The sequence below is a fragment of the Streptomyces sp. WZ.A104 genome, from assembly GCF_002382885.1.
Classification (GTDB): domain Bacteria; phylum Actinomycetota; class Actinomycetes; order Streptomycetales; family Streptomycetaceae; genus Streptomyces.
This window is the reverse complement of sequence record NZ_NWVL01000056.1, coordinates 25,302-38,180: the sequence shown is the minus strand read 5'-3', so window position 1 is coordinate 38,180 and position 12,879 is coordinate 25,302. Positions and strand designations below refer to the sequence as shown.

The 12,879-nt window shown below is 70.5% G+C and carries 15 protein-coding genes; 11 read left to right on the top strand and 4 right to left on the bottom strand.

The features are described 5' to 3' along the window. Positions 1 to 223 precede the first annotated feature (223 nt). The 10 genes from CIB93_RS26310 (at position 224) to CIB93_RS26265 (ending at position 8,022) form a co-directional block, all read left to right on the top strand. Positions 224 to 1,438 (top strand): cytochrome P450, encoded by a 1,215-nt coding sequence (locus CIB93_RS26310; RefSeq protein WP_107470979.1) that lies wholly within the window; start codon positions 224 to 226, stop codon positions 1,436 to 1,438. Then, positions 1,435 to 2,487 carry a methyltransferase gene (locus CIB93_RS26305; RefSeq protein WP_096630377.1) on the top strand — a complete coding sequence of 351 codons (1,053 nt, stop codon included), beginning with the start codon at positions 1,435 to 1,437 and terminating at the stop codon, positions 2,485 to 2,487. Before CIB93_RS26310 ends, CIB93_RS26305 begins: the two co-directional genes overlap by 4 nt. Further along, positions 2,484 to 3,494: a diiron oxygenase gene (locus CIB93_RS26300; protein ID WP_096630376.1), complete on the top strand. Its 1,011-nt coding sequence runs from the start codon at positions 2,484 to 2,486 to the stop codon at positions 3,492 to 3,494. The genes CIB93_RS26305 and CIB93_RS26300 overlap by 4 nt, the downstream gene beginning before the upstream one ends. Further along, positions 3,491 to 4,021, top strand: a complete 531-nt coding sequence (gene dcd / locus CIB93_RS26295; RefSeq protein ID WP_096630374.1) for a dCTP deaminase — start codon at positions 3,491 to 3,493, stop codon at positions 4,019 to 4,021. Before CIB93_RS26300 ends, dcd begins: the two co-directional genes overlap by 4 nt. Beyond that, entirely contained in the window at positions 4,018 to 4,545 is a 528-nt protein-coding gene (locus CIB93_RS26290) for a deoxycytidine triphosphate deaminase (RefSeq protein ID WP_096630372.1), read from the top strand. The genes dcd and CIB93_RS26290 overlap by 4 nt, the downstream gene beginning before the upstream one ends. After that, positions 4,542 to 5,636: a glycosyltransferase family 4 protein gene (locus CIB93_RS26285; RefSeq protein ID WP_096630370.1), complete on the top strand. Its 1,095-nt coding sequence runs from the start codon at positions 4,542 to 4,544 to the stop codon at positions 5,634 to 5,636. Before CIB93_RS26290 ends, CIB93_RS26285 begins: the two co-directional genes overlap by 4 nt. A 75-nt stretch (positions 5,637 to 5,711) precedes the next feature. Then, positions 5,712 to 6,380: an HAD family phosphatase gene (locus tag CIB93_RS26280; RefSeq protein WP_096630368.1), complete on the top strand. Its 669-nt coding sequence runs from the start codon at positions 5,712 to 5,714 to the stop codon at positions 6,378 to 6,380. A gap of 2 nt (positions 6,381 to 6,382) precedes the next feature. Then, positions 6,383 to 7,102, top strand: coding sequence for a copper homeostasis protein CutC (locus CIB93_RS26275; protein ID WP_373558808.1), 720 nt, complete (start codon positions 6,383 to 6,385; stop codon positions 7,100 to 7,102). Continuing rightward, positions 7,092 to 7,529 (top strand): HIT family protein, encoded by a 438-nt coding sequence (locus tag CIB93_RS26270; RefSeq protein ID WP_096630366.1) that lies wholly within the window; start codon positions 7,092 to 7,094, stop codon positions 7,527 to 7,529. Before CIB93_RS26275 ends, CIB93_RS26270 begins: the two co-directional genes overlap by 11 nt. A gap of 34 nt (positions 7,530 to 7,563) precedes the next feature. Beyond that, positions 7,564 to 8,022 carry a hypothetical protein gene (locus CIB93_RS26265; RefSeq protein ID WP_096630365.1) on the top strand — a complete coding sequence of 153 codons (459 nt, stop codon included), beginning with the start codon at positions 7,564 to 7,566 and terminating at the stop codon, positions 8,020 to 8,022. Between the two features lie 773 nt (positions 8,023 to 8,795). On the opposite strand, the gene CIB93_RS26260 is transcribed toward CIB93_RS26265, so the two are convergent. The 4 genes from CIB93_RS26260 to CIB93_RS26250 form a co-directional block, all read right to left on the bottom strand. Next, a complete protein-coding gene (locus tag CIB93_RS26260; protein WP_096630363.1) occupies positions 8,796 to 10,286 on the bottom strand; it encodes a dienelactone hydrolase family protein in 1,491 nt (496 codons plus the stop codon). 45 nt (positions 10,287 to 10,331) lie between these two features. Then, positions 10,332 to 11,492 (bottom strand): pyridoxal phosphate-dependent aminotransferase, encoded by a 1,161-nt coding sequence (locus CIB93_RS26255; RefSeq protein ID WP_096630361.1) that lies wholly within the window; start codon positions 11,490 to 11,492, stop codon positions 10,332 to 10,334. A 215-nt stretch (positions 11,493 to 11,707) separates the two neighbouring features. Beyond that, entirely contained in the window at positions 11,708 to 11,863 is a 156-nt protein-coding gene (locus tag CIB93_RS38115) for a hypothetical protein (RefSeq protein WP_179500256.1), read from the bottom strand. Positions 11,864 to 11,922: 59 nt separating this feature from the next. Continuing rightward, on the bottom strand, positions 11,923 to 12,468 hold the full coding sequence (locus tag CIB93_RS26250; RefSeq protein WP_096630360.1) for an ABATE domain-containing protein: 546 nt from the start codon (positions 12,466 to 12,468) through the stop codon (positions 11,923 to 11,925). A 104-nt stretch (positions 12,469 to 12,572) separates the two neighbouring features. On the opposite strand from CIB93_RS26250, the gene CIB93_RS26245 reads away from it, so the two are divergent. After that, positions 12,573 to 12,872 carry a hypothetical protein gene (locus CIB93_RS26245; protein WP_096630358.1) on the top strand — a complete coding sequence of 100 codons (300 nt, stop codon included), beginning with the start codon at positions 12,573 to 12,575 and terminating at the stop codon, positions 12,870 to 12,872. The last annotated feature ends 7 nt before the right edge of the window (positions 12,873 to 12,879 follow it).

The window sequence follows — 12,879 nt, the reverse complement described above, 5'->3', positions numbered from 1 at the left end:
CTGAAGAGACTACCGACATGTCGGTATGAGAGCCAGCAGGTTGCACTCCGGTTTGCGTCACACGCGAGCCCAAAGGGTGAGACGGGCTCCGGACTCAACCCGCAGGCGGGGGAACAAGACTGGCCGACGGGCGGACGACATCGTTCCACGCCGGTGTCAGGGTGGTCCCCGTCAGTCAGTTCAGGGGGGGGTAAAGGTGCAAATACCGGCGGAAGCAGCTCCGTTGCTCGACTTCAGCCCCTACCGCCTGCTCACGGAACCGGAGGCCGTCCACCGCAGTATGCGTGCGGAGCCGCCGGTGCGCTACGTACGCGAGGAGAGCGGGTTCTCGTACTGGCTGATCTCCCGCTACGCCGAGGCCCGTGAGGCACTCGGCGCGCCGGGGCTCTCGAACGACCCGCGCCGCCTGGGGCACGCGGTCGACGCCCACAACGCCTACTCCCCCATGGCGAACAACGACCCGCCGGACCACACCCGGCTGCGCAGGCTCGTCTCCCACGGGTTCACCCGGCGCCGGGTGGCCGCTCTGGAGCCCGAGGTCGACCGCATCGTCGACGAACTGCTCGGCGACGTCGGACCGTCCGGCCGCACCGACGTGATCGCGGACCTCGCGTTCCCCTTGCCCGTCCTGGTCATCTGCGCGCTGCTCGGGGTACCGGGCCGGGACCGCGCGGCCCTGCGCACCTGGGCGGAGCACACCCTCTCGACGGCGGTGGGCCCGCGGACCCGGGAGGAACGTTCCCGCAGGCTGCGCACGTACTTCACCCGGCTGATCGCGGCCAAGCGCGACGCCGTGCGGACCGCCGTGCCGCCCGACGAACAGCCGGACCTGCTCAGCGCCCTCATCGCCGCACAGGAACAGGACAACAGCCTCACGGACGACGAACTCGTCGGTCTGGCCGTTCTGTTGCTGGTCGCCGGGCACGAGACGACGACCAACCTGATCGGCAACGGGCTGCTGACCCTGCTGCTCCACCCGGAGCAGCTGCGGCTCCTCCTGGAGGAGCCGCAGCTGCTGCCCACCGCGGTGGAGGAACTACTCAGATACGAAGGCTCCGCCGGGCAATCCTCCTTGCGCGTGGCGGTCGAGGACACCCTCATCGGGGGAACCCTGATTCCCCGGGGGTCCGTCGTCAACATCGGCCTGTCCCTCGCCAACCGGGACCCCGGCGTCTTCCCGGACTCCGGCACCCTCGACGTCCGGCGGGAGCCCAATCCCCACCTGGCGTTCGGGCACGGCATCCACTTCTGCCTCGGCGCGCCCCTGGCCCGCATGCTGGCGACCGCGGCCCTCGGCGCCCTGCTGGAGCGGTTCCGCGGCCTCGCACTGACCGTGTCGCCCGACGAGCTGCGCTGGCGACAGATCAGCATCCTGTGCGGCCTCACCGCACTTCCCCTCTCCTTTGATCCCGTTTTTCGTGAAACGAGTCGTACGTGACGATCCCCGATCCGATGGCGGCGGCCCATCTCTACCGCCTCGCCTTCGGTTTCATTCCCGCCCAGATGATCCATGCCGCTGCCAGGTTCCGCCTCCCCGATCTGCTGGCCGAGCGGAGCCTGACCACCGAGGAGTTGGCGGACCTGACCGGTACCCACGCCCCCTCGCTGCGCCGGCTGCTGCGCGGCCTCGCCTCGATCGGCCTGGTCGAGGAGGCCGAGGGGGGTGCCTTCGGGCTGACCCCGGCCGGTGTACCTCTTCGGTCCGACGTGCCCGGCTCCGTCCGCCCCATGCTGATGCCGTACTTCGACGAGGGCATCTGGGCCTCGTGGGGACGGTTCCTGGAGTCCGTGCGCACGGGCCGGCCCCCGGTCGAGTCGGTCACCGGAGGTTCGGTGTTCGCCCACTTCGCGGCCGACCCGGAGCTGGCCGCCGAGTTCAACGCCGCCATGGCGGTGAGCGGCGGCGCAGAGGCCTGGAGCCTGGCCAAGTCGCTCGACTTCACCGGCGTGCGGACCGTCGTGGACATCGGTGGCGGATCGGGCGCGCTCCTGGCAGGGCTCCTGGGACACCATCCCGAACTGCGCGGCATCCTGGTCGACACCCCCGCGGGAGTGTCCGACGCCCCGGCCGCCTTCGCCGAGGCGGGTGTGGCGGACCGCTGCGAGATCACCGCCGGGGACTTCTTCACGTCGGTGCCCGGGGGCGGCGACCTCTACGTGATCAAGAGTGTCCTGCACGACTGGGACGACGAGGAGTGCGTCCGCATCCTGCGGAACTGCCGCCGGGCCATGGACGACACGGCCCGCGTCCTGATCGTCGAGGTCATCGCGCCCGCCGTCGTGGACCCCACGACCGATCCGTTCCTCACGGCGAGCGACCTCAACCTGCTGGTCCTCACCCGCGGCCGCGAACGGACGCAGGAGGAGTTCGCCCACCTCCTGGAGGAGGCCGGTCTCCGGTTGACGGGCGTCGGCGATCCGGTGGGCTTCAACGGGTACCGGACGATCGAAGCACGCCCGGCGGCCACGGAAGGCGGTGCGGCGTGAAGACGACCGAGGGATCCCGGGCAGCGAGCCCCGTCGAGGACTCCCACCAGAACGTAGGACCCGGCACGCTCCGCCGGCTCGCCGCGGCCTGGCCCAGGCGGGCCACGGTGCGCACCGACATGGACAAGGTCACCGGCACCGAGGCGTACGACCCCGAGCTGCTCGACTACCCGGTCTCCCTGATGCCGTTCGGTGAACACCCCGACTTCCAGGGCGCGTCCGAGGAGAAGCGCCGTACGGTGAACACCCTCGGCTGGATCGCGTACAACGAACGCGTCGTCGCGGCCGAGGAGTACGTGGTCAACCCGACCTTCGAGAAGCTCGGCCACGCGGTGTTCCCCGGCGTGGACCGGTTCGAGGTCAAGGAGATCGTGCGGCAGTCCCACATCGACGAGGTGTGGCACACGTACATGCACATGCTGGGCATGCAGCGCACCCGGGAGGCCCGGCAGGTCACGGCGGAACCCGCGGCCACGCACCCGGTGACGAACCGTCTGCTGTACGAGGCGCAGGCCGAGGCGGGCGAGCGTTGGCAGACGGACCTCCTCTACCTGCTGTGGACCACGGTCGGCGAGGTCAGCGTCAACGCCTTCCTCGACCTCATGGCGCGGGACACCACCGTCCAGCCGATGCACTCTCTGATCGCACGGCTGCACGCGCGGGACGAGTCGGCGCACGGCCCGGTCTTGATCGAGATCATGAGGGACGTCTACACCCACCTGAGCAGGAAGCAGCAGGACTTCTTCATCGCGTCCCTGCCCTCGGGCATCACCGCGTTCTGCGCGGAGGACTTCGACTGGTGGCTGAAGGTGCTGGAGTTCGCGGGAGTGCCCAAGGCCAGGGACATCATCGAGGACTCCAGGAGCGCCGGCGGCGGCCCGCACGGCAACCTGCTCGTCAACGACTTCTCCGGTGTGCGGCGCCTGTGCCGCGAGCTCGGCGTAGAAGACCGGGTGGCCTTCGACTTCGCGGCCGACGACGCCGCTCGGCTGGGGAGTGCCGCATGATCCTCACCGGTCCCGAGATCACCGACGCGGCGGCGGACGGACGCATCGTCATTTCGCCCTTCCGACCGGACCAGGTCAACCCCAACAGCTACAACATCTGTCTCGGAGACAGGCTGTTGACGTACACCGACGAGGTCATCGACCCCTACCGCCCCAACCCGACCCAGGAGATCACCATCGGGGAGGAGGGCTATGTCCTGCAGCCGGGCCGCCTCTACCTCGGCCACACCGTGGAGCGCGTCGGCTCCGACCTCTACGTACCGCTGCTGTTCGGGCGCTCCTCGGTCGGCCGGCTCGGGCTGTTCGTCGAGATCACCGCGCCGATCGGCGACATCGGTTTCCACGGCCAGTGGACGCTGATGCTCTCTCCGGTCATGCCCCTGCGGGTCTACCCCGGGATGAAGATCGGCCAGATCATGTTCTTCGTATCGCTCGGCCAGGTCGACCTCTACGAGGGCAAGTACCAGTCCTCGGCGGGCCCGCAGGAATCCCGCTACTGGAGAGACGTGGCGGTACCGGCGACATGATCCTCACCCGTGAAGCCATCACCACCGCCGTGGAGCGGGGCGACATCGTCATCGAGCCCTTCGCCCCGGAGCGCGTCTCCCCGAACGCCTACGACTGGCACCTGGGCGACCGGATCCGCGTATGCGAGGGCGACGAGCTGGACGCGGCAGCCGCCACCCGGGTCACCGAACACGTGATCCCCGCGGAGGGCATGGTCCTCCGGCCGGGGCGGCTCTACCTCGGAGTCACCCACGAGCGCACGCACTCGGAGCGCTACGCCCAGATGATCAACGGAGACCGCAGCCTGGGCGCGCTGGGGATCTGGGTGCACGTCTCGGCTCCGCTGGGACACGTCGGCCACGCCATCCGCTGGACCCTGGAGATCCGCGTCGCACAGCCCGTCAAGGTCTACCCGCTGATGCCCTTCGGGAAGATCGTCTTCTTGTCCACGGCCGGAGCGACTGCCAGCTACCAGCACCTGGGGCACAAGTACACGCGGACGAGCGGGATCGACATCTCACGTCTGTACGAAGAGCTTCGGTGAGCGCGGTGAAGGTACTGACCGGGCTCGATCTGCCCTGGGGCAGCCCCGGCGGTAGCGTCGAGCTGCTCAAGGACCTCTACCTGGGGCCGCGGGCCCCCCTGGCCGCCGACACGTTCATGCTGGGTACGGACGCGGCGCCCGCCCCCTCCGGCGAGGGGCTGCCCGCGCTGCTCGACGTACCGGGCAAGCAGCTGAGCGGCGAGGGGTTCTGGTCCTACGTCGACGGGCTCACCCGCGCGATCACGACGCGCTTCCCGCCCGGGGACCAGGACGTGCTCCACCTCCAGCATCTCGCCTTCGGCGCCACTCCGGCGCTGCTGCGCGGCTATCCGAAGCACCCGGGGATCGCCCTCGTACACGGCACGGACCTCCTCTTCGCCGAGGAGTTCCCGACGCAGCACGACGTGCTCCACGAGGCCGCGGCCACCGCCCGGGCTGTCGTGGTGCCGTCGGCGGCGATGGCCGACCGGCTGCGCCTGCTGACCCCTGTCGAGAGCGACCGTATCGTCCACATCCCCTGGGGCGTCCCCGACCACTTGCTGACCCGCCCGCCCGTGCGGACCGCCTCCCCCGACGGAAACCTCCGCGTCCTGTACGCCGGTCGACTGACCGCGGAGAAGGGCGCCGCCGAACTGGTCGCCGCCGTGTCCGGGACGGTCGGCGTTCAGCTGAGCATGGCGGCACCGGCCGACGAGTTCCGACGGCTGTCCGAGGTCATGGACCTCTCCACGATCCGCTACCTGGGCTGGCTGAGCCGCCCGGACCTGTGGGCGGCCTTCGCGGAGCACGACCTCCTGGTGATTCCGTCGGCCAGGCTGGAGGCCTTCGGCCTCGTGGCCATCGAGGCGCAGGCCTGCGGTCTTCCGGTGGCCTACCAGCCAGTGCCGGGACTGACCGACGTACTGGGCGATTCCGCCCTGCCGCTGGACCTCTTCGCCCACGCCGGGCGGACGCGCGAGACCCTGGTCCGGCTGGCCGCGGACCGCGGCGCCCTGGAACACCTGCGCGCCGCGGGCCACCGGAACGCGGCGCGGTTCCCACTGTCCAGAACCGCGGACGAACTGACCGCGCTCACCTGCCAGGTGCGCTGAACCCCGCGCCCGCCTCCTCGGATTCCTGAAGCCGCGCCCGCACTCCCGCCGACGCCGACACAGAAGGACCCCCACATGTACGCAGCCGCACTCTTCGACCTGGACGGCACACTGATCGACACCGAGCCGCGGAGCCGGGAGGCCTGGTCGCGGCTGTTCCGCGGCCACGCCGTCCCGTACGACGACGCCACCATCAGGGGCTTCGCCGGGCGCCCCGCGAGGGAGGCGCTGGGCGACCACGTCCACCGCTTCTCCGGCCGCACGGTCGACGAGCTCTTCGCCGAGGCGATCCACTACACGACGCTCGCCGACATGCCCGCCGTCGATACCGTCCCGGGTGCCCTGGAGCTGGTCTCCCGGCTCCGCGCGTCGGGCGTACCGGTGGGACTGGTCACGTCGGGCACGAGGGAATACGCCCGTCACGAGCTCGGCGCCCTGGGAGCGCTGCACCTCTTCGACGTCATGGTCACGGCCGACGACGTGACCAGGGGGAAGCCCGATCCACAGGGCTACCTCGCCGGCTGCGCCGCCCTGGGTGTCGAGCCCTCGGCCACGGTGGTGTTCGAGGACGCGCCGGCCGGAGTGGCCGCGGCCAAGGCTGCGGGCGCCCGTTGCATCGCGATCTCCGCCGGGCAGCCGCCCGAGGCGCTCGCCGCGGCGGATCTGATCGTTCCCGACCTCACCGACATCGTGTGGCCCCCGCGGTTCCGGCCGGTGGCCGCCGTCGCGGGTTCGGAGGGCTGAGGATCATGACGGAACCCATCCTGGAAGTGGTCGTCACCTCCGCGCAGGAGGCCATGGACGCCGTGGCGGGCGGCGCCAACCGCCTGGAACTGGCCACGGACATGGCCTCCGACGGCCTGACCCCCTCATTGCCCGACTTCCTCCGCGTGCGCGAGGCCGTCACGGTCCCCCTGCGGATCATGCTGCGGGACAGCAACGGATTCCAGCCGACCGACCTGGACCGGCTCGGCGAAGCGGCCTCGGCACTCCGGGCGGCGGGAGCCGATGCCTTCGTACTCGGCTTCCTCACCCCGGAGGGAACTCTGGACCTGCCCTCGGTGACCGCCCTCCTCGCGTCGGTGCCGGGCTGTCGCTGGACGTTCCACCGCGCCCTGGACCACGCGAGCGACCGTGACGCCCTGCGCCGCGCCCTCCACGGACTGCCGGGCCTGGACACCGTACTGACGGCGGGCTCCGTCCCCGGCGTCGAGCGCGGACTGGACGTCCTGACCGCGGAAGCCGGCCGGCAGGGCGAGCGCGGCTATGAGGTGAACGTCATGGCCGGTGGCGGCCTGATGACACGCCACGTACCGATCCTGCGCGCCCACGGCCTCGACACCTTCCACGTCGGCACGTCCGTGCGCCACGGCGGCTGGGACACGCCGATCGACCGGGCCGCCGTGCGACGGTGGCGGCAGCTCATCGAGACCGACCCGGGACAGCCTGACCGCGATGACCTCTGAGACAACCTGCGAGTTCTGTGCCATCGTCACCGGCCGGCTCCACGCCGAGATCCTGTTCGAGGACGAGTCGACCGTCGCCTTCCTCGACAACACCGCGGTGATGGAAGGGCACACCCTCGTCATCCCCAAGGTCCACGCCACCGACATCTGGGCCATTGCCGAGGACGACGCGGCGGCTGTGATGCGCACCGCGCACCGCATGGCCGCGCTCCTCGACGGCGTGTTCACCCCGGACGGCATGACACTGTTCCAGGCCAACCGTCCGGCGGGCTGGCAGGACGTCTTCCACCTCCACGTCCACCTCGTGCCCCGGTGCGAGTCCGACCACCTGCACCGGCCCTGGCACGCGGAACGCGCCCACCCCGCCGCTCTGGCACGGACCCGCCAACGCGTTCTGAGGCAGACCGGCGACGACGCGCCCATATGACGCGGCCCACCCCCAGTGAGGAAGAATCGTGACCATGGAACACCCCCACCTGCCGACCACCGAGGCCGCCGTCACCGCGATTCGCAAGATTGCGGACGACTACCGCCTGGCGATGACCGTCACCGACGACATCGGCGCCGACCAGACGTCACGCCGCACCTCGGCGGGCGTCTTCGAGACCCTCGACCCCGACGGCTCATTGCCGCACGAGGCATTCGTCGAACTGGCCGGCTCCCCCGCCGTGAGCGTCCGGGTCTTTCCCGAGGACGATGCGAAAATCACCGTGGATCACGTCGAGTTCCACGACGTGCCCCGGGACTCCGTCCCGGCGTTCCTCCGCTCCGTGTACGGCGGACTCGCCCACACGAAGGGCCGGTTCTTCCCCCCGGGCCAGTGGCTCATCGTCCCCCTCCCCGGCGACGAGACCTACAAGGAACTGATCGCGGACACCACTCTCACTCCCTGGCTCGCACGCAGCGCGCGTAGCTCATGACAACCCGCTAGTAGCCACCCCGTGGACAACCCCGCTCCGCACGTTGGGCCGTTGCAGGCCCGACACCCACTCCGCGCTGACCTTCGCCCAGCGCACAATCCAAGCCGCTTCCCGAAGCAGGTCCCACCTGGTTCGGGAAGCGGCTTTCCCTCGCTGAGATCCCATCAGGATCCACTTGGGACGAGCGTCACGAGCGTCATTTCAGCGTCAAGATATCGCCCGTAACGCCCACAGTGCACATAATGCGCATCGACAAACCTGCAGGTCAGGCGCCCTTTGCCACCGGCTCCAGGATCGCGACGCACTCGACATGCTGGGTCATCGGAAAGGTGTCGGACTGAGCTGATCTCGGAAAGTTCCAGGTCAGAGGCCATTTCTCGGCCGACTGGCCTGCGTGCGGGGGCACAGAGCGTCATGGCCGCAGCCCGTCCCTCCGGTCAGAGCGGGGCATGCTGCCAAGACCACGCCCCTGCACAAGCCCGTCCTCGTTCACTCCGGACATGGTTCCCGCATCGCACCCCGCACCACTTCACCGGCATCCATACATCCCGGTCGGCATCCATTTCGGCACCGCCGACCTCGCCCACCGACAGCGGGCCGCCACTCTCGCCCAGATGTACGTGGCGCACCCCCATCCTTCGGCCTCTGCCTCCAGCCCCCGAACCTGCCCAAGGCCGTGTGAATCAACGACCGGCGGACCGCACCCCTGCTGCGACGGTCGCACGGACCGGCCGCCCGGGCGCCTGCGGCAGCGGGCGGGCCGCACACCTTCCTCAGCCACTGCCGCGCGGGGAGTGGACGGTGAGAACACCGTGAGCGCGCAGAACGGCGGCCAGGTCATCCGGCTGCTCGCGCAGCGTGGCGTTGAGGAAGGCCAGGGATGCGGCGGCGGTGACGCGCGGTCCATCGGTACGGCCTCGTGATCCCACGATCGACTCCACCGGGGGCATGTAGAGCGGAGCGTCCGTGAACGTGAGATGGGCCGCGCCTGGGACGGTGAGCCGGTAACTGGTCGCGCCGCTCAAGCTGAGCACATGGGTGAGGCGGGGGAGGTAGTCCGGGTCGATGTCCCGGCTGACGTCCTGGGTCAACGCCAGCACCGGTTGCGGGAAACGTGTCGGGGCGGGGTCGTGCGGAAAGCCGTCCAGGTCGATGACGGCGTCGAACCGATCGTCCTGGCGAGCTGCCTGCAGGGCGGCTCCTCCGCCGAGGGAGTGACCGGCAACGGCGACCCGTCCGGTGTCCATGCGCCCGCTCACCGGCCCCGGGATCTCGCCTCGCGCTACACGGTCCAACTGACTGAGGACGAAGCCCAGGTCGGCTGCCCGGACTGCGGTCCACCCGACCGCCAGCTCCTCGTCACGGTCGTCATCACCCGAGGCGGTGACCTTCGTGCGGATGGTCCGGCCGTCGGCGAGGACGACGGCGGCCGAGTCGTAGGGATGGTCGAGGGCCGCGACGACGTAGCCGTGGCTGGCCAGTTCCTGCGCCCACGCCGAATTCTGGGTACGTACGCCGCCCAGACCCGGGGAGAACAGCACGACCGGGAAGCGTCCCTTGCCGTCGGCCACCGGCGCGTCGACCACCGCATGGGTACGGGCGCGGGGCAGGCCGTCGAGCAGGAACCCGGGTATGCCGACGTAGTCGGCGAGGGCGTCGGAGACGGTCCCCGCCTCGCGGTCCGTGCGCCCGAGGTAGGCGGCACGCCGCGCATCCTCCGGGCTCTTTTGCGCCGGGTACCACAACTGCACGACGACAGTGCGCCGGTCGTCCTCGTCGGGGGTGGCGTCCTCGGGACGGTTGGCGTCGGTCCACTGCACCACGCTGGTGCCCACGGCGAAGGGGCCGGACGGCGCCGGGAACTCCGGCACGGGCAAAACCCAGGCGGCGGCCGGGCCGACCGCGATCAGACACAGACACACCAGCGACGCCGGCAAAGCCGCCCACCATCGAGCCCTGCGCGGCGGCCGCCCGCCGCGCACTCGCAGCTCGGCCGCGACGGCGAACGGCAGGACGAGTGCGGTGCCGGCCAGGACGGGCACCATCTGCCACCGCAGCGAACCCCACACCAGCGCCACACCGGACAACAGGACCACGACTCCGGCACCGATCGCGGCCGGCCGGCGCATCCGTCGGGGGAGCCAGCGGGCCGTCACAAGCGCGACGGCACCTACCACAAGCACGGTTTCCAGAAGGGACACGTACAGTCCCGGCGGTGTTTCGGTCACACGGTCATGCTGGGTGCACGACTGCCTTCCCCACATCAAGCCCAGGTCGCGACCGTGTGCGACCTGAGGCTGACATGACGGTCATCCGAAGGCCGCACGGAAGCGTTCGCGCAGATCAGCGAGGCGGTCGGTGGGTTCGTTGGCGAAGACCAGCCGCAGATACCTGTCGCCACTGGGGCCCCACCCCGTCATCGGTGTCGCGGCGACCCGCCCGCGGCGGAACAGACGCTCGGACGCCTCACCCGGAGCCAGTCCCAGCGCGGCGGTGTCGAGCAGGAGGGACCAGCCGCCGTGCGGTCGTACGAGCGGGTAGCCGTCGAGCTGCCGGATCACGATGCTCCGGCGCCGCTCCCAGACGCGTGTGGCCGCGGCGACGTCCTCGTCGGCGTCGGAGGCGTCGAGCGCTGCGGCGACGGCCTGTTGGGCGATTCCCACTTGACACACGACATTGGTCATCCCCACCAGTGCGATGTCGGAGATGATCCGGGACGGACCCACGACCCACCCCACCCGCCAGCCGATCAGGCGCAGCTCCTTGGACGCCGAGCCGACGGTGATGGTCCGTTCCGCGAGAGCGGGGTGCGCGGCCGGATGCGCCGGGCGGTTGCCGTCGAACAGGATGCGTTCCATCGCCGCGTTGTGGATCAGCCAGCAGTCATGCCTCTCCAGAACAGGAGCGAGAGCCTTCCAGTGACTCGGGCCAAGCAGGGCACCGGTCGGCATGGCCGGTGTCATGGCCAGCACCGCAGCGGTGCCGGGTCCCACCGCTGCGGCGAGCTCTTCCGGATCGACCTGCCAGCCCCCGGGGGTGGGGGTGCACGGCACGTGGCGGGGAACTCCTCCCACCAGCCGAATGCGGTTGACCAACCCCGCGTACACCGGGTCGCAGACGACAACCTCCTGACCGGGCTCCACCGTGGCCAGGAGCACGTTCAGCAGCGCGTTGAGCCCTCCGGCGGCGCTCACGCATTCGGTGGCCGGATCGTAGTGGACCCCGGACAGCCGGGAAACATGGGTGGCGGCGGCCTCCCGCAGCCCTCGATGCCCCTGGAACGGCAGATAGCTGTTGGCGGCGTCGTCCTCCACGGCGGTCCGGGTGACCTCGAGCGCGATCCTGGGCGGACGCAGATCGGTGTCCAGATTCTCCAGACGAAGCATGTCGGGATCCTTGGCGGCGTCCGCCGCGTCACCGATCACGTCCACCCCGATCCCCGGGATGTGCCGCAGACGTGAAACCCTCACCGTTCCTCCCTCAAGATCGTCGACGCGCGACCCGCCCGGCGTCGAGGCGTAGGCAGTAGCACACGGGGCACGCAACCGTGTCCACCACCCGGATGAGTTCCGGCAGGGAGGAAGGTGCGCCCGCCGGCCTTCATCGACGCCGGGCTCCGCTCACCTCTGACGGCCCGAGGTTCCTCATTCGTAGATCTCAGGTCGCCGGAGCGCCGGCGGGTTGGTCAGGCGTGCGCCCCGCCCGCGGCGGCCGCCTGGGTGATGGCTTCCCCCAGACGCTCCCCGGTGCAGGCGTGGCCTCCCATGCCCCAGCCTCCGTCCGGGGCGTTGACGATGTTGATCCGGATGCCGTCGCGACCTTCGGCTCGTGGACCGGACAACTCGCCCGGAACCTGCGGGAGGCGGGACTCGCGACGGCCGACGAAGGGAAGGGCCGGGTTCAGTCCGCGCGCTGCTCGCTGCGGCGCGCGGCGCGCGCCCGGTTGCCGCAGCCGATCGAACACCACGCCTGATCCCGTCTGCGCGCGAGGAAGAACATCCCGCAGCTCGGCGCGGGGCAGCGCCGCAAGCGCGCCCGCTCCGGCCCGGCGGCCAGCACGAGCGCCTGCCGGGCGACCGTCGCCGCGACGGGCCCGCCGGCCTCCCGCTCCGCGAGGTGACCGGCGTCGTCGACCCGGAAGGTCACGGGGGCCCGCGCGGCCAGCGCGTTCAGTCGCACCCTCGCCAGCCCCGGCAGCGGGGCCTGCCGCGCCGCCGCGTCCAGCGCTGCCCTGACCGGGACGCGCAGCTCCGCGAGGTCCTCCAGGGGGAGGTCGGCCAGCTCCCGGTCGCACGCCTTCTCCCGCCAGGACGCCAGAAGTTCCGGTTCTGCCAGCAGGTCGACGTCGCCACCCGCGTGACCGGCTCCGACGACGACGGTGTTGGCCACGTCGAGGACCGGCCGCTCGCCGATCCACGGCATCTCGCGCAGGTTCTTGAGGGACATGTCATCAACCTACCGGACCCACGGATTCCCTGTGCCGAATCCGTGATAGCTTCCACTCACGGATTTAGAGGTATAAATCCGTGAGTCGATAGGAAAGGGATCCCATGAGCACGACGATCGAGTACGTCCGCTTCGCCTGCGCCGACCCCGAGCGGCTGACCGCCCACCGCGCCAAGCTGATCACCCTTCTGCGTGAGCGGTACGGGTCCGACTTCCTCGGCGCGCACCTCGCCCGATACGAGGACGGCTCCCTGCTCGACCTCATCCTCTGGGCCTCGCCGGAGGCAGCCGCCCGCGCGGCGGAGGAGATGCCCGCAGACCCGGCCGCCGGGGAGTTCTTCAGCCTGATCGGAGAGGTCCACGAGATGCGGCACGCCGAAGTACTGCACAGCGCCCAGCCGTAGCCGTGCC

What these genes read in the sequence shown, in the direction of transcription:
- CIB93_RS26265 (WP_096630365.1), top strand. Translation starts at nt 7,564, where the DNA reads ATGGAACACCCCCACCTGCCGACCACCGAGGCCGCCGTCACCGCGATT.
- dcd (WP_096630374.1), top strand. Translation starts at nt 3,491, where the DNA reads ATGATCCTCACCGGTCCCGAGATCACCGACGCGGCGGCGGACGGACGC.
- CIB93_RS26245 (WP_096630358.1), top strand. Translation starts at nt 12,573, where the DNA reads ATGAGCACGACGATCGAGTACGTCCGCTTCGCCTGCGCCGACCCCGAG.
- CIB93_RS26290 (WP_096630372.1), top strand. Translation starts at nt 4,018, where the DNA reads ATGATCCTCACCCGTGAAGCCATCACCACCGCCGTGGAGCGGGGCGAC.
- CIB93_RS26260 (WP_096630363.1), bottom strand. Translation starts at nt 10,286, where the DNA reads ATGTGGGGAAGGCAGTCGTGCACCCAGCATGACCGTGTGACCGAAACA.
- CIB93_RS26270 (WP_096630366.1), top strand. Translation starts at nt 7,092, where the DNA reads ATGACCTCTGAGACAACCTGCGAGTTCTGTGCCATCGTCACCGGCCGG.
- CIB93_RS26280 (WP_096630368.1), top strand. Translation starts at nt 5,712, where the DNA reads ATGTACGCAGCCGCACTCTTCGACCTGGACGGCACACTGATCGACACC.
- CIB93_RS26250 (WP_096630360.1), bottom strand. Translation starts at nt 12,468, where the DNA reads ATGTCCCTCAAGAACCTGCGCGAGATGCCGTGGATCGGCGAGCGGCCG.